Annotated in this window: 16 protein-coding genes; 1 reads left to right on the forward strand and 15 read right to left on the reverse strand. The window is 29.3% G+C overall.

Annotated features, from left to right (window positions below; all coding sequences use genetic code 11):
• Positions 1 to 4 precede the first annotated feature (4 nt).
• From rfbC to OPF91_RS05100, 15 genes are all read right to left on the reverse strand, one after another.
• Positions 5 to 568 (reverse strand): dTDP-4-dehydrorhamnose 3,5-epimerase, encoded by a 564-nt coding sequence (gene rfbC / locus OPF91_RS05030; RefSeq protein WP_264987594.1) that lies wholly within the window; start codon positions 566 to 568, stop codon positions 5 to 7.
• A 13-nt stretch (positions 569 to 581) separates the two neighbouring features.
• Positions 582 to 1,454: a glucose-1-phosphate thymidylyltransferase RfbA gene (gene rfbA / locus OPF91_RS05035; protein ID WP_264987595.1), complete on the reverse strand. Its 873-nt coding sequence runs from the start codon at positions 1,452 to 1,454 to the stop codon at positions 582 to 584.
• Between the two features lie 13 nt (positions 1,455 to 1,467).
• Positions 1,468 to 1,809 carry a DMT family transporter gene (locus OPF91_RS05040; RefSeq protein WP_264987596.1) on the reverse strand — a complete coding sequence of 114 codons (342 nt, stop codon included), beginning with the start codon at positions 1,807 to 1,809 and terminating at the stop codon, positions 1,468 to 1,470.
• Between the two features lie 4 nt (positions 1,810 to 1,813).
• Entirely contained in the window at positions 1,814 to 2,179 is a 366-nt protein-coding gene (locus OPF91_RS05045) for a DUF2304 domain-containing protein (RefSeq protein ID WP_264987597.1), read from the reverse strand.
• A gap of 10 nt (positions 2,180 to 2,189) precedes the next feature.
• Complete coding sequence (locus tag OPF91_RS05050) at positions 2,190 to 2,894, reverse strand: glycosyltransferase family 2 protein (RefSeq protein WP_264987598.1); 705 nt, start codon at positions 2,892 to 2,894, stop codon at positions 2,190 to 2,192.
• Positions 2,895 to 3,100: 206 nt separating this feature from the next.
• Positions 3,101 to 4,072 carry an acyltransferase family protein gene (locus OPF91_RS05055; protein ID WP_264987599.1) on the reverse strand — a complete coding sequence of 324 codons (972 nt, stop codon included), beginning with the start codon at positions 4,070 to 4,072 and terminating at the stop codon, positions 3,101 to 3,103.
• Positions 4,073 to 4,192: 120 nt separating this feature from the next.
• Complete coding sequence (locus tag OPF91_RS05060; RefSeq protein ID WP_264987600.1) at positions 4,193 to 5,962, reverse strand: ArnT family glycosyltransferase; 1,770 nt, start codon at positions 5,960 to 5,962, stop codon at positions 4,193 to 4,195.
• Positions 5,963 to 6,210: 248 nt separating this feature from the next.
• On the reverse strand, positions 6,211 to 7,320 hold the full coding sequence (locus OPF91_RS05065; RefSeq protein ID WP_264987601.1) for a glycosyltransferase: 1,110 nt from the start codon (positions 7,318 to 7,320) through the stop codon (positions 6,211 to 6,213).
• A gap of 8 nt (positions 7,321 to 7,328) precedes the next feature.
• On the reverse strand, positions 7,329 to 8,546 hold the full coding sequence (locus OPF91_RS05070; RefSeq protein WP_264987602.1) for a glycosyltransferase: 1,218 nt from the start codon (positions 8,544 to 8,546) through the stop codon (positions 7,329 to 7,331).
• A gap of 15 nt (positions 8,547 to 8,561) precedes the next feature.
• Positions 8,562 to 11,186, reverse strand: coding sequence for a glycosyltransferase (locus OPF91_RS05075; protein WP_264987603.1), 2,625 nt, complete (start codon positions 11,184 to 11,186; stop codon positions 8,562 to 8,564).
• A 15-nt stretch (positions 11,187 to 11,201) separates the two neighbouring features.
• Positions 11,202 to 12,218: a class I SAM-dependent methyltransferase gene (locus OPF91_RS05080; protein WP_264987604.1), complete on the reverse strand. Its 1,017-nt coding sequence runs from the start codon at positions 12,216 to 12,218 to the stop codon at positions 11,202 to 11,204.
• 15 nt (positions 12,219 to 12,233) lie between these two features.
• A complete protein-coding gene (locus OPF91_RS05085) occupies positions 12,234 to 13,472 on the reverse strand; it encodes an ABC transporter ATP-binding protein (protein WP_264987605.1) in 1,239 nt (412 codons plus the stop codon).
• A gap of 11 nt (positions 13,473 to 13,483) precedes the next feature.
• Complete coding sequence (locus OPF91_RS05090) at positions 13,484 to 14,251, reverse strand: ABC transporter permease (RefSeq protein ID WP_264987606.1); 768 nt, start codon at positions 14,249 to 14,251, stop codon at positions 13,484 to 13,486.
• Between the two features lie 17 nt (positions 14,252 to 14,268).
• A complete protein-coding gene (locus OPF91_RS05095) occupies positions 14,269 to 15,801 on the reverse strand; it encodes an O-antigen ligase family protein (RefSeq protein WP_264987607.1) in 1,533 nt (510 codons plus the stop codon).
• Positions 15,798 to 16,316 carry a tetratricopeptide repeat protein gene (locus OPF91_RS05100; RefSeq protein ID WP_264987608.1) on the reverse strand — a complete coding sequence of 173 codons (519 nt, stop codon included), beginning with the start codon at positions 16,314 to 16,316 and terminating at the stop codon, positions 15,798 to 15,800. Before OPF91_RS05100 ends, OPF91_RS05095 begins: the two co-directional genes overlap by 4 nt.
• Before the next feature lie 511 nt (positions 16,317 to 16,827).
• On the opposite strand from OPF91_RS05100, the gene OPF91_RS19130 reads away from it, so the two are divergent.
• Positions 16,828 to 17,157: a tyrosine-type recombinase/integrase gene (locus tag OPF91_RS19130; protein WP_373877034.1), complete on the forward strand. Its 330-nt coding sequence runs from the start codon at positions 16,828 to 16,830 to the stop codon at positions 17,155 to 17,157.
• Positions 17,158 to 17,443: the final 286 nt, after the last annotated feature.

The raw sequence follows: 17,443 nt of genomic DNA on the forward strand, positions 1-17,443 counted from the left end.
TTTATCATTCCTCACCTTTATAAAGAAATTGGCTCTCTAAATTCTTTAAATTCGGATACTGTGTATCCTTATCAGAGAGTATTGGTTTTGTTACAGGCCAATTGATATTTAAATCTGGATCATTCCAAGCAATCCCTCTATCATGTTCTGGTGAATAATAATTATCTACCTTATAAAGAAACTCCGTATTTTCAACTAATGTACAATAACCATGTGCAAAGCCTTTTGGTACTAGTAATTGTCTTTTATTATCTTCACTCAAAATAAAGCCTTCCCATTGCCCGTAAGTAGGAGATCCTTCACGTATATCGACAATTACATCATATACTGCCCCTCTTATCACACGTACTAACTTCGTTTGAGCAAATGGTTCTAATTGATAATGTAATCCCCTTAGTACACCACTTTCTTTAGATAAAGCATGGTTATCTTGTACAAAATTAAAGGAGAAGCCCTGTGCTTCTAATAATTGTGCATTAAAAGTTTCCATAAAGAAGCCTCGATGATCGCCAAACACCTTTGGCTCCAAAATAAAGGCATCTTTTAGTTTCGTTTTAATAATATTCACTATATAGAACCCCTTATAGTTTTTTATTTGCCAATTTAATCAAATATTGACCGTAACCGTTCTTCTTTAATGGCTCTGCAAGCTTTAATAATTGCTCCTTTGAAATATAACCTTTGCGGAAAGCAATTTCTTCTAAACAGGCAACTTTTAGGCTTTGACGTCTTTCAATTGTTTCAATAAAGGCAGAAGCCTCTAAAAGCGATTCATGTGTGCCAGTATCAAGCCATGCAAAACCTCGTCCTAATAACTCGACATGCAAATTTCCAGCTTCTAAATAGGCTTTATTAACATCTGTAATTTCTAGTTCTCCACGTGAGGAAGGCTTAATTGATTTGGCAATTTCAATAACATTATTATCATAAAAATATAAACCTGTGACAGCATAACTAGATTTAGGTTCTAAAGGTTTTTCTTCAATTGATATGGCTTTCCCATTTTCATCGAATTCTACTACACCAAAACGTTCAGGGTCGTTTACATTATAGCCAAAAACAGTTGCTCCATTTTCTCTTGAGGCAGCTCTCTCTAGCATTGAAGTAAATTTATGACCATAGAAGATATTATCCCCTAAGATTAATGCTACTGAATCTTCCCCTATAAATTCTTCACCTATAATAAAGGCTTGGGCTAAGCCATCTGGTGAAGGTTGTATTGCATACTTTAAACAAATACCCAGATCTTGCCCATCACCTAATAATTGTTCAAAACGTGGTGTATCTTCAGGTGTCGAAATAATAAGTATTTCGTTAATTCCCGCCAACATTAATACAGATAAAGGGTAATATATCATTGGTTTATCATAGATTGGTAATAATTGTTTTGATACTGAGCGAGTTAGCGGGTATAAACGTGTACCACTGCCTCCTGCTAAAATAATACCTTTCATCATGAAACTCCTTTTATTTTGTAATTAGATATACGCCAAAGAGAATAACCCCTACCCCTACCCATCTTGTAATAGGTATAACTTCTTTGAATATAATTACTGCAATAAGCAATGCAATAATATATGCTACACTTTGTAAAGGATATATTAAACTAAGTGGGAGTTTTGACAACAAATATAACCAAATAACAGTAGCAATTACATATAAAATGCCACCTCCAATAATCCATGGAGATAAAATAGCATTAATAATAGATTTTACTCCTGTTATTTCTATCTTTTCTGCACCGATTTTCCATAGAGTTTGTCCAGCTACTAATAACAAAACATTTGAAATAAATAAGATAATATTCATATAGTTATTCTTTTCCTATATTTTTTTTGTAAGATTCAAATTCGTATCTTAAAATTCCTAATTCTTGAGAAATATTCTTTATTTTATTTGATGCTCTAGATAAGGCAATCGTTAAACTAAATATAATCGCTAATATTAAAAGTATTGCCAATAAAAATAAGGCATTAGTAGGTGTTTCAATACTTAATATATTTGCAGTCTTAGATAAAAGCTGTGGAAATATTACAAGCAATAAGGCTGTCATAGTTAACAAAATCCATAATAAGGCATATTTTAAATCTAATTTATACCTGGTAATCATTCTTGTTAACTGAACTATTGCCAATAAAATGAATAATAAAAGTATTATTTGTAATTTTAACGGTATCATAATATCTCACCTAAAATGATTCTTTTCTTATTTTATCAAAAAGTATTGCCAATGAAACTTTAATCATATAGTAAATAGAACGATGAAGATTTATAGATGATTCTCCCCCTATCCTTTCGTTCATAATTACTGGTATCTCTAAAACTGTTAGTCCTTTTCTTTTTATATACATAATAGATTCTGGTTCCGGATAGTCTTTGGGATAGTTTGATGAAAATAATTGAATTATCTCCTTATTACATGCTCTATATCCAGATGTTGGATCTGTTATTTTTAAACCTGTCAATGTATTTATTAAATATTTTAAATACCAAATACCCATTCTTCTCACACTAGATGATTGAAAGCCTAAATGTTCAATATACCTGGATCCTATAACCATTGTTGAATGACCTTGTATGATAGGTTCTATTAATTTTTCAATATATTCTGGATTATGTTGTCCATCCCCATCAACCTGAATTGCAATATCATAATTATGCATTGCTGCAAACTTATAACCAGTTTGAACAGCTCCACCAATACCTAAATTACAGGGTAAATCGATTACATTTACTCCTTCTCGTTTGCATACAAGGGAAGTTTCGTCTGTAGACTGATCATTAATGACTAGAATATCTAAGTTATTTTCATTATCGTATTTCTTTATTTTTTTGATTAAATCTCCTAAATTTTCTTCTTCGTTAAATGCTGGAATAATAATTAATATTTTCATATTCCCCTCCAAAAACTGACATACCAAACAATTTCAGAACTTAAATATCAAAAAAATTCTTGACTAGTACATATTTTTATGAATTAGAGATAAATAGCGAGTTTTACCCAAAAATCGTTATCATATGCAGATGCAATTTTGATATTATTCTAATTTTCGAATGTTAAAAAATATATTAATATATTTTTACTAAATAAAATACAAAATCATACTTTACTTTCATTACTAACAAATTTATTAATAAATTCAATAATTTTCGAAAGCAGATATGCAACTATAATTATCATAACTATATAATCTAGTATTCTAATCCATAAAATATCTGAAACGCTAGGTATTCCATAACCAAATAAAAACTTACCTTCAATTAAATACAATTCGTATGATATAGTTCCGATAAAAGTAAGTATTTTTGACTTACATTTGGTGATTATTAATAACGAGCATATACCAAAAGTCAACAAAATACTACTCATTGATAAAACTCCATAAAACGTTAAGTCAAAAACTTTAAAAATATAATCTAAGAATAATCGCAAACATATTATTGTTATTAATATTAATAGTATATTTAGGTGCTTGACTTTAACTTTATATTTATTCAATATCGCAAATACATACGCAATACCTACTCCAATAGGAAATGCAAACGTGTAAAAATTCCAATCAAATATTACAGTAAATTTTGTAATATACAATGTTAACGAGAATGAAATAATAATTAAAACTTTTAGTATATCTTTAATTGGGGTTATAAATATGATAAAGAACACTGTATACCACATAAAAATATAAGTTATATACCACATAGTGGGATCAACAGGATAGTTAAAATTTAACCCAAATACTACTTTTAACGCCTGAATAAATCCATAGTCCACATTAAAAATTATCTTATCAATAATAATCCACATAAGCGTAACAATTATATAAGGAATAACAACCTTAGAAAATCTCTTGTTTAAGAAATTGAAGTGAATACCATTTTTCAAATATGATTGTGTTAAACCATATCCAGATAAAATCATGAAAATAGTTACTCCCCAAACTCCAGCATAATCAAATTTGTCAGATGGCACTTTAATAATATCTAACAAACATAAGTGTCCAAAAATCACAAAAATTATTCCAATACCTTTTAATTGATTTGTAACATCTTTATTTATTCTATATTCCATACAAATTCTCCTACCACAATTAATTTTATGACTATAGAATCAAACTATATTCTGCAATTAACTCACACTCTAAACCCTTAAAGAGAATTTTTTATTTACAAACACAAACTTTTTATTGCATCAGTTTTTTTCATTTAGTCGAAATATGATGGTACTTGAATCTTCATAAACTTTCGCGAAATAAATATTATAATCCAACAAACTATTCTGCTCCTCTGTTAGTCGACCTTTATTTATTAAAAAATAATTTACATTTAATGATTTTAAATGCTCATGGATTTTCTGTTCGTCATATAACAATCCTAGTGTAGTAGAGTACCTCGCAATACCAAACCAATCTCCTATAGATTTTCCATTTGCATAGTAATACATATTTTCATTCAATAATCCATAAGTTTTTCCATTTAATTTTTGACTATATATAGTTCCATCATATGTAGCTAACTTTCCTCTTAAATACTCTGTTTCTTTTATAGTTGTGAGTGGGGGAAATCCCTCATTTTGTACTTTCGTGTTTATATATTTTATAGGTGTTATACTTAAACCTATAATTAATAGTACAAGTATTACATTTTTCATTCTTCTTTCTTGAATTTGATTTATTAAGTGGATAAAGCCTATACTACAAACTAGCAATAAAACTGGAAGAATTGGAGCATAGTATCTTGGTAGGTTAATAGATAAAAACCAAGTTATTGTATATAAAATGATAAATAACAATAAAAATATTTGGCTTTTTTTCTTTTTCATAACTATAAAAAGAAGAAATCCAATCCACACAATGACGTTCAATGCAATAACTTCATAATTATCTATACTCAACATCTTAGGTATTTTCAAAAAATTAATAAAATTCTTCTCTACACCATTTGCTGTAAAATCACCAAATTGGCCTGTATAATCATCTTCATTCCAAATATCCCCTGTACCAAAAACACTACTCATGAATGGCCACACAGGATTGCCTGTATAAATAAGTGTTCTAATATACCAAGGGATACAAATTACTGAAACAGTTGCAATAAATTTAAATAAATTTTTATATTCAATTTTATATAGAAATATTGCTAAAATGAATAATATACCTGCTATCACACAAATTATTAATGCTGTATATTTCACCCCTGCTGCTATACCAAAAAAAGTAGCAGACAAGTATAATATATACATATTACCTGTTTCGAAATATTCAACTACTAAAATTATAGCTGCAGTTACAAATGTTGCTAATAATATATCAACATAACTAACTGAACTCAAAAAAATTAATATTTGGCTAGATATCATTACTATGAAACTAAATATACTTAAAATAATTGATGCAGTTCTTTTATGTATATACCCATATATTCCTATACATAATGTAAATAAACTAATACTTGATATTATTTGTGATGTTTTCACACCAAAAATCATGCCAAAAGTAAATAGCATTTCTGCGTTAAATGGAAAATATGGATATCTTAAAAATTCATTCCCACTTAAATTTCCTATTTTTAATAGAGATTGAGCAATAGGTAAATGATAACTGATATCATCCCAATGTGTAGGTGGGTACAAAGTTAAACTTAATATAGGTATAAACATAATAAATAATAAAATAACGTTGAAATAAATTTTCTTACTATATTTAAAATATTTAATACCAAAAAAGCCAAAGAACAATAAATATACAAGTGGTTTATATACTATCCCAAATATACTCAAAAAAGTCATATAAAATATAACAATCGTCATACCCGTTAATACCGATATAAATACATCAAAATATAAAGAAAAGTTATTTACGACTAATTTTTCTCTAATTATGATTTTGCCTATACTTAAAAATAACAGAAACATCAGTATCGCATAAAAAAAGTGTGTTGCTACATTAAATATCTCTTCCATCTAATCTCCCTTTCCTGTATTAAAATTTTTGTTCACTAAAGAATAATATCGGATAGACCACATTTATTTATACAATTTATGGTAATAGTGTATCGTACCTCATAAAAACTCTCAGTTAAGCAGCTTACATACTTCTTATACTTCAACATTTCTTTGTCCTAAAAATTATGACCATTCCAATAATATTCAACAAATTTCCCCCTAAGCTTTCCTCAGTTTGTTTTTATCCAAAGTTATTAAAAATTAATTTAAAGTATTGTCTCTAATTCTTTTAAAACATGATTCCAATCATAATTATAGCCTGTATACCTTTGAATATCTTTCTTTCCTATCTCATTTTTAAATGTTAATAAACACTCGTTAATATTTTCGACTTCATAAGGGATACAATATACCGCAATATCCTTAAAATATTCTTTTACAGGTTCTGTATTAGATACAATTATAGGAATATCTAATACCATAGCCTCCAAAGAAGCTAACCCTGGAGTCTCAATAAAGCTGGGTTGAATATGCCCTATACTACTCTTCATAATTTTAAAAACTTCTTCCTGTGGAAGCTGCTCTAAAAAATATATATTATCTCTAGATATAGACTTTACTTTTTTAAAGTAATTTTCATATCCATATGAGGCTTTACCGATTAACACAAGATTAATTCTTCCACGATTAGCTGCCTTCACCAAGTTCAATTGATTTTTTCTCGGTCCTATACCACCAACACAACAAATATAATTTTCAGGCAAATTGTATTTTGCTTTTATCGAATCATCTTGTTCAATTACTCTTAATCTATCTAAATCAATACCATTATAAATTACTTTTACATTTTTATTTAATTGGTTTAATTCAAAATTATCATTTAAATGCTTCCATTCAGCATATGAATTCGGACAAACATAAAAGGCTTTTCTTAAAATGCTTCTAATACAGTTATTTATATTAAAAAGCTCTTTATTCTTAATTTGAAAAGAGCCTATGATTTCATGATTATTCTTTAAAAACTTAAGAGCTCTAATATATGACTTTAAAAAGTTTGGTATTATCATTTTTACAAGCATTTTTAGATTGAATTGAATAGGCATTTTTAAAGAATCTAGATTCCAATAAACAGGGAAAAGAATATAAGGTTTATTATATTTTTCACATGCTTTCATACATACATATGCTTCTAATGGATTTGTTAAATTAAAAATAAAAATATAATGATACTCACTCAAATCCTCTAAAGGGTCAGTACTTATTTTGACATCATAATTATGTTTAACTAAAAAGTTCTTTATTGCGTTTATTTGAACTGTATCTCCACCTGGAAATTCTGAAGAATTCATACGATCAAAAATTAGAATTTTATTCATATTTCCCCTCAAATATATTCAAGTATTTTTTTCACACGCTTTTGCCAAGTATGTTGTTCTGCAATTTCTTTCAATGTTTTAATGTGTTCATCGCTTTTTAATTCCAAAGCTTTTCGTATTTGCTCTTCAAATTCTTCTTTTGTCCTCCCAATGAAAATGCCTTCTATATCTAAAACTTCAGGCAATGGAGAACTCACTACATTTTTCCCTCCAGCCAAATATTCAAAAACTTTAACTGGGGAAGTATTTAATGTTATATTGTTTAATATAAAAGGCAAAATAGCCACGTCGAATGAGCTAAGTAAATATGGAATTCTATCATATGATATACGTTCTAATAGTTTCACATTGTCCAAGCATTCCATTTTTTTAACTCTATCTTCAACAGCAGGATATACTTCTCCAACTAATACAATTATCCACTCTGAATTTACAGTCGCAAGATATTCGATAGTTTCAAAATCAAACCATTCTGCTATAGCACCATAGTACCCTATAATTTTTTTCTTTTGATTTTTTATATCTTCTAAATTTGGCCAATCTAATGATTTATATTCTTGAAAATCCTCTATAGCCACTGCATTTGGAATATATAATATTTCTTTTTCAAAACATTTTAAACTATTTTCTATTGTTTTTGCAGTTGCCAATAAACAATCAGAATTTTGAATAGATATTTCAAAATCATTTAAAATAGTATCATACGCATCAAATGTTTCGATAAAATCTATACAATCATATATTTTATAAATACCTTCATGGATAGATTCCCAATTAGTGATTGTTTTTAATTGATGTGGCCAATATTGCCATACATATAATTGATGATTTAAAAGAGCATCCATTAAATATTTCCCATCTACATTATCATTATACAAATATAAATTAGGTTCTATTTTAAAAATACTTCTCACATTCCAATCAGGTTCATATGGAAATGATGTATCTACCAAATAAAATACAAGATGCCCTTCTTTAGCTAGTGCTCTTGCCAACTGCTGAGGTCTTTGAAACATATATCCCCAAGGACAAGATGGCGAAGGGAAAATAAAAATTTTCCTTTCATGACCATCTAAAGTTAATAAGATTTCATCTTTAATTTGAGCAGATTTAGGAAATTTTAATATTATTCCTTTAATCTTCTTTGGTAGCTTATGGATTAGTTTTCTCTTGATTATTAAAGGCTCATTTTTAAGTAATTTAGAAAACTTTTTTATAATTTTCATGAAAACTTCAATCCTTTACGATTCCTTTTCCACTTTTTCTATATATTGCATTGTGCTTACCTCTGCTTGTAATTTTTCAATATCAACAAAGTTATTAAATACAATTTTTTCTTTAAACATTATTTTTGAAATTAACTCAATAGTGCTAGTTATATATAGATTATCTGTGACTTTGCGAAGTCCATGATATACTTCATCATTATAAAATGCTGTCACAACGATGACTAATTGATTTTCGTTCATAGAATTTTCAACAAATTGTTTGAATTCAACATTTTCACTTACCCACTCACCAACAATAACAATTGGGTTTATTTTTAATTCCACAATTTTATTAGCGATAGAGGTCGAATCTGTCAAATTCAAAAATAGAGAATTAGGAGGCTTAGGCATTTCCCATGATTTCTTCCACTTTTGTTCAAAATAATGCTTATTTCGTTCCCATACTTTCCTATATTGTTCCGATTGTAATTTTTTAAAGCTAACACTGCCGTGATGATATATAAAGACATCCTCAACAATTACTAATTTATATCCAAGATTTCTTATTGCTTCACAATAGTCATCATCTTCAAACATACCAATACCATAGTTTGTATCTAAATCACCAGCTTTTTCATATGCTTCTCTCTTTATTGCTACACAATAAAACCCTAATAAATCCGTCTCTCGGAATTTCCCTTTATTAAATTGATTAAAATCTTTTAACCACAATTCAGATGGACCAAATAATGGATCACCAATACAAAAATCTAGCATTTGGTCATTACCTACTGAATTCGATACTGGGCCAGCCATACCAATATGCTTATTTTCCTTTAAAGGTTTAATAAGTTTTTCAATCCACTTTGATGTCACAATAGTATCATTATTTAATAGAATGATATATTCTCCTGTAGCTAAATTACAGCCAGCTTTATTTCCTCCTGCAAATCCTAAGTTAATTGGCGAAAACATAACTTTTATATTAGGATTATTGATACGTGCTAATTGTACCTTTGTTTCATCAGTAGAAGCATTATCAATAATAATAATTTCAACATTTGGATACTCGTTATTACGAATCAAACTTTCCAAACACTGCTTAGTATATGTCCAATTATTGTAAGTAACAATTACTATACTTACTTTTGGAATATCATTTGTTAAATGTTGCGCAAGTTCAAAGTACCTTGATTCCCATGTATTATCAATTGCATATTGTTTTCTTCCTTCTATGAGCTTATTATCAATCTCATTCAAACTTTTTACTATGCACTTTTCAAAGTCTTCTACAGTATCAGCAAGATAAACAAAGTCTTTCATATACTCTAACTCAGGAAGTTTTGTTGATACAACAGGTTTTCCAGCAGCTAAATATTCGTAAACTTTTACTGGATTTGTAGCTAACGTTAAATTATTTATTAAAAAAGGTATTAAACATACGTCAAATTTATATAAATAACTTGGTAAATCTTTATATGAAACTTCTCCAGTTAGAATTATGTTTGACATCTTCTCTACATTAGAAACATCACAGCCAAATGTATTCCCAACTAAAACAAATGTCCAAGACGGATTTTGTCTTGCAAGCTTCTCAATTAACTTTATATCAAACCACTCTGAAATAGCCCCGTAATATCCTATAATAGGACCTTTTAAATTTTTTATCTCCTTCGCATAATCAGTAGGAGGAAAGGCAAAATGATTATATTCACCTGCATTTCGTATCAATAATGTATTAGAGTTTTTCTCTATAATTTTTTCATATAACCTTTGTGAAGAAGCCAGCACTATATCAGCTGAGTGTATTAATTTCTCTTCATTTAAAAGCATTTCAACTGAATTTGTTGAAAATCCTTCATGATCATCCATGCAATCATAAATTACTAAATTATTATCTAAGTTTAATGCTACTGTTGACCAAAATGGTAAATCAAGAATGGAATATGTCGACCCAATATTAAATTTTTCCTTCAAATATTCTAAGGAATGATTAATAATTTGAAGGTTTTCTTGATTAATAGTATCTCTATAAGCATTTAAATTATCTATTGAACATAATTTTACCCAGTAAATATTCGGTTGTAATTCTTTAATAATTGTAGATTTTTTTACTTCTTCAATTGATATATTAGCTTTTTGTAAGCCAAAAGTTTCAATAGAAAAATAAAATACTCGATGACCATGTTTTTCAAATTGCACAGATATTTGCTGAGGTCTCTGCCATCTAAAATCCCATTCAATGACAGGAAATCTGAATAAATCAATCTTTTTAGGATAGTCAACAAACAACTCGCTACTTGCTATTTCTCCAATTTCATTTTCTAAACAATTTGTAATTTTATAATTAGGAATTCTATATTGCTCAATATGTTGTGATTTAATTGGGCTAAATTGAGCCAATTCTAAATTTTTAGGAATAGCTTGTTTGGATATTTTCAATTTCATCCATTTTAAAAACTGCTTTTTATCAAGACTACTACCTTTTAAAAATTGCTCATTTATACGTCTTACTAAACACATTAATTTCCAAGCCTTAGTAGACTGTACTAATTCCAATTTGTTGTTATACTCTAAGGAATTTTGATAATAAGAATCGTTAAGCCGTTTGTGCAATTCGATATATTCTTGAATATCTATTTGGTTATTACTCTTCATTTCGATATCACCACTTTACCTCCCCTTCCTCTCTTTCACATTATTTTGAATATACTCAGATATTTCACCAATTTGTTTATTTAAACCTTCAATGATTCGATCTCTTTCAATAACTTGCTCATATAGTGATTGACCCCACAAAGATGTTTCCTCAATTTTTTTATTCTGTTCTAAAATCAACTGATCTCGCTCTTCTAAACTCCTACGCTGTTCAGAAATAAAAATAGAAATATTCTCTATTTCTTGATTAAGTCTAGCAATTACTATATCTTTTTGGATACTTTCATCCGAAATCTTTTTCCCCCAATCACTTAATTGTAGATTTTCCCTTTTTTGCTCATAAAGTTGTCTATCGATTTTTTTTGTATGTTCTGTATCAAAAGCAAAATTTACAAACGAATCTAAAGTGTTTTTATTACTTAGTAAGTTTTTGTGCGTATAAATTAATATAGCTTGTTTTCCATCCCATAAAGTATTTTCTATCATTCGACAATCAACAATTTTAAAGTAAGAAATTATAAAATTATTTATTTTTAAAGGGAAATTATGATAGTCAAATGTATAAAAATGTTCTTTTAAGCGTTCTACTTCTTGAAACGGAACCATAATTATTAAATGATTTTTAGTTTTCTCCAATAAATTCCTGATGATTTCGAAAGGATCTTCAAAATGTTCTAAAACATTTGATATGAAAATGCTATCATATGTCTTTGATAGATCATAAATATCATCTTTAAAGAAATTTATTTTTGGATATAACTTTTGCGCTTTTTTTACAGCTTCTTCAGAGAAGTCAATTCCATCAATATTAATATTGGGATAGCGTTCTTTAAAAAGAAATGTCCCTTGACCTTCTGCACACCCCGCATCACATACATTAGCGTTATTTAAATCTTGATTCATCCACTTAGGTAAATGTTCAATCAAGATATTTATAAAAAAAGATGTCTGTTTTTGACCATTAAGTTCTTCCCAATCCTTTTTAAAACGTTCATTCCAATACTCATTACTATTGATATCCCATTTATCCATAATATTACCCTTTCATTATTTAAAATCTATACTCTGTTCGATTTTTGGTTGTACTAATGAAAAAAACCGCTTATCACCTATTACTTTAAAAATAATTGCATTTTCAATAAAGTCATAATAAATAGGGTTAGCACTACTTCTATCTTCTGCGGATAATACAAGAAAATAATCCCCTGGTGTTAAAATATTATCAAGTTTAAATTGTACTTCAATAAGCTTTTGTCCAGGATAACTTTCAAAAGTCGTCCCTTCATCAAAAGTTGTTGACACAATCAAATCTAGTCCATGTTTATTTCTAAAACTAAAAGCAAAACCTAAACTATTATAATTTATATCATCTGCTATTACTTCAGCCATTAATTTTATTGAAATTTTTTCATTCCAATAAAAAATATCTGTATATTCTCCCATTTCATTAACAATGTTGAAATTTTTGATTACGACTTTTTGATTTCCCCATCTAATTAATTCGTTTTTCTTTTTTTCTTTTTGCTTCACTGTACCTTCAAGCTCTTCTTCTAAAAATAAGCTCTTAACATACTCTGATGTTACCTCGCTTGGCATTCCTTCTTTTATTATTTTCCCATGCTGTAACCAGATAACTCGACTACAAAAGCTTCGAATAGTTTGAACATCATGTGTTACTAAAATAACTGTAACTCCTTTATTTACCAGTTTTTTCATATGGTTCATACATTTTAATGAAAAAGCCGCATCCCCGACTGCAAGAGCTTCATCTACGATTAGAATCTCTGGATCTATACATGCTTGTACAGCATATGCTAATCTAACAAACATACCACTAGAATATAGCTTCACAGGATGATTTACAAAATCTCCAATATCTGCAAAATCAAGAATTTCTTGAAGTTTATCATCTATTTGTTTTTTTGAAAAACCCAATATTGTTGCATTTAAATAAATATTTTCTAACCCTGTATATTCTGGATTAAAGCCTGCTCCCAATTCTAATAATGCAGATATTTTCCCTTTAACTTCTACTTCACCAGAGGTAGGTGTAATTATGCCTGTTAATATTTTTAATAAAGTAGATTTTCCAGAACCATTTTTTCCAATAAGCCCTATAGTTTCACCACGTCTGATTTCTAATGAAACACTCTTTAATGCTGAAAATTCTTTATAATATTTTTTTTTAGTCGGAAATATTGCTTCTTTAAAGCGATCCATCTTGTTTTCATACAACTTATAGTCTTTAGAAATATCTTTCATATCAATTACAACTTCATTCATCATTTTTACGCTCCTTATAATGAATCAGCAAAATGTGGTCTCAACCTTTTGAAAACGATATTACCAATCAGCAACACTCCAATTGTTACCATCCAAAAATACATAGTTAAATAAGGATGCTCCCAAAACCAAACTTTATAAATCATAGACTCTCTATATCCATTAATGATGTAGTAGAAAGGATTTAATTTCAAATATATGCTATATTCATCAGGGATTTGCTCTAATGACCAAAAAATAGGCGTTAGCCAAAAACCAAATTGTAGTATTAAAGCTATTAATTGTCCAATATCTTTTAAAAATATTACTAATGCAGAAGATATAAAAATAATTCCTACAGTTGTTACAACTGTTGCCAGAATATAATACAGCAACTGTAAGCTATATAAATCCAAAGAATAGCCATAATAAAAAAAAATTCCCACAGTAAATATAACAAAAATTAGATGAATAACCAGTGCAGAAGTAATTTTAACTAATGGTAGTAATTCAACTCTAAATACAACCTTTTTTACTAAATAATCATTTTCTAAAATAGAATTTGTACCATTATTTAGTATATCAGATATAAAAAACCAAGGTATCATTCCACAAATCAACCATAAAATAAACGGGAGTTCATCCACTGGTGCAGATTTGAACCCAACTTCAAAAACAAACCAAAAAACCCCAATTGTAATAATCGGTGTTACAAAGGCCCATAATACACCTAAATATGAACCTACATATTTTCTTTTAAAATCTTTTAATGTTAAATCTATTAGTAACCTTACATTATTCATATATATACCTCAGTAATTCATTTAATATTTCCACTCTTATCTGTTACCATTTTAAATAGGGTACCTATAAGTATAAATAAAGGCGCTGCAGTTCCTGGCAATGTATCATTAAACACTGCTTGGAATAAGAAAGCTAATACAACAACAGCTAATATTACTAGTCCACTTTTCCCACTAATCACTACTTTTAAGCTAGTCCATACTGTGAATGCCACGATTGCTAAAAAGGCAATAAATCCAACAATTCCTGTGCCGTAAAGAATACCCATATACATATTATGTGGTTTATCCACAACAACTGTTTCGGTTTCAAGATTTGCCCTTGCATCCTTGTTATAATGTGGGAAATTGTACATTAAGGTATCAAGACCATAGCCCAGAATAGGTCGCTCCTTCACTAAATCCATAATGTATGTCCAAATATAAACACGACCTGAACCTGCTCCTACGCCTGATGGAGCAACTTCTGGAAGTTCAAAGCTGTTGTCAGATGCATATGCACGATTCTCAAAGTCAAAAATAGATTTGCTTAATGCTACTTCTTCTTTATATGGATTAGTCGAAACAAAGAAGCCAAATGTTTCATCCCATACTTTGGCATTTTCTCCCGCTAGTACATGAATACCTGTCATCGAAATAGCACAAAATACTACCACCTGAATTAAAGCTACTATTCTCTTTTCATTTTTCACAGCAAGCCATAAAACAAAAATCATCATTGCCACAATAGTTAAAAAACCACTTGTGGATAATGACATTAACACTACAAACACTGAAATTATTGCAAGGATAAAACTACAGATTTTATCAAATACTTTTTTATCCATAATACTCTTAGCTAAAAACATAATGACCATCACTGCAAACATACCACTCATATAGTTCCCGTGGTTTAATGTTCCTAATAATGTCGAACCTTCACTTAAGGCTGCACCTTGAGGTAAAAACGCTGTAAACAGTTTTTGAGCCCAACTTTTTTGAAGTAAATCTTTCCCATAAAAATTTAATGTAATAATAATAAAGTTAAATAACACAAATGGTACGAAAGTATACGTGATATATTGAATAGCTTTCTTTGGATACTCAATATTCATCGCAATAAAGAACAAAGCTAAATAACACAACCAGCTAATTGCCCCATCTGTACGATTGTATTGTCCATGTAACGCAATTGAAATATTAGGTGAAAAAATAGTGGAGAGTACAATCGCTACAGCAAAAGCACCTACAGCATAGTTCAATTTTGTTTTACGAATTTCACCGTTCATAAATAAAACTTTCATCATAAACATGATACTTGCTATTACTGTTACAACAATAACTAATAGCGACTTATAATATGTGAAAAGGTCACCTTTTGCCCCACCTGTTAAAGCGCCAATATTTGTAACAAGTGGTGACTGAACCTCTACAACGCTTGCCATAACAATTAATGGAACAAACCCTATCACCACTAGGAGTAGTCCAAAAATCCATTTATCTATAGATTTTCGTGACTGAATATCTTCTTCCACATCACGATAGGTCACTTTTTCATAAAACTTACTCATTTTTTAGTACCTTCCTTTGATTGTGAGTTTTCAATTTGAGCTAGCATTGCAGCTACTTGTTCTTGATAGTTAGGAACATCCTCTAAAGTCCATTGTGCCTCTTGACAACGCAACAACACAATTTTTGCATCCTCGTAGCGTTCAGCACCTACCAATATTTCCCCAAATTGCATCATAAAGCGTGCATCTTCTACTTTATACGGATTCATATCTAACACTTTTTGCATATGAATAGCTGCTTGTTTCATATCACCCGTTTGTGCCATTGTTAAGGCAGCTGCATAATTAGCCACTTCAGAGTTCGGTTGTTTCTTTAAAACCTCTGAAATCATAGTCTTTGCTCCTGGTAAATCGCCAGTTGATTGTAATTGGATTGCTTGGTTATATAAAGTTTCATTCATCAAAAATTCTTCATCTTGTTTACTTGCCAGCACGTTCGCCACGATTAATCCAATTACGACGAATGTCACTACACCGGACAATATATATTTTCGTATAGGTTCTGTAAATGTCATTGTATGTCTACCTTCCTCGAATTCTGTTTTTTATGCACATATTGCTAGTATACTATAAAATGGTTGCCATATGTAGATTATTTCCCAATTAAACGTATGGCAATTATGTAACTTTCTATCATCATATCTAGAGATTATAATTTTTGAAAAAGGGTATTAGTAGAATAAAAGGAGGCGATACTTTGAAAACGGATATCTCATTAAAGGAATCTATACATCAATTTATACAGTTTTTGTAATTTCGGAAATACAGCCAGTAGACACTTCGAGGTTATCAAATTGACTTAACACAACTAACTCACTTTTTAACACATTATATGAATGGACCTACCATACTTGAGGAAATAACAGCTGATCATCTTGAAGACTTTTAGCAAGAACTCGTCCTCAAGCAACTATTAATCGTAATCAAAAGTCTATTCAAATGGGCCACTTCTAAAAGCTGATTGAGCATAATTGTGCACTTGCTCTCACACCATTAAAGCTTCATACGCAGAAGCGTCATTTTTCAATAGAAGACAAGCTACAACAATTTCTACAGCATATTACACATCCAACGATTCGTGTAATTGCTCAATTCATTGCAAATACAGGCTTACGCATAAGTGAGTATACACAACTACTACTGACAGATATTGATTTTGAACAGCTTGTTATATATGTGCTGCATGGTAAAGGCGATAAATCTCTAACAGTTCCATTAAACGATAGCACTTTCCAGCTATTACAGCATTATCATTCATCAATATATTTTTTTGCGCTCGAAAAAACAGGTAACCTCTCTCCTCAATATATTAATAGTATTTTCAAAGATGCTAGTCGTCAAATGCAACACCCATAGCTTATCACTTGCCATACTTTGCTAGCAATCTGGTAAAGCATATTTTCTATGTGAACTACTTAATTTCTATTCTTTAATTCCTATATCTTTAATCAATTTGTACTTTATTATTTATTCAATTGTATCATGAGCTCAATGAAACTAAATTCAAAAAGCAGAAATGCTATTAAATCAGCGCCTCTACCTTTTAATATTTATTCATTCTTTGATAAAAGTACTCTCCTTTGTGAAAATAAAAAACTGCAGTAAATCTAGATAAACTAGATTTACCACAGTTTTTATACCC

This window comes from Lysinibacillus piscis, assembly GCF_026012395.1.
Classification (GTDB): domain Bacteria; phylum Bacillota; class Bacilli; order Bacillales_A; family Planococcaceae; genus Lysinibacillus; species Lysinibacillus piscis.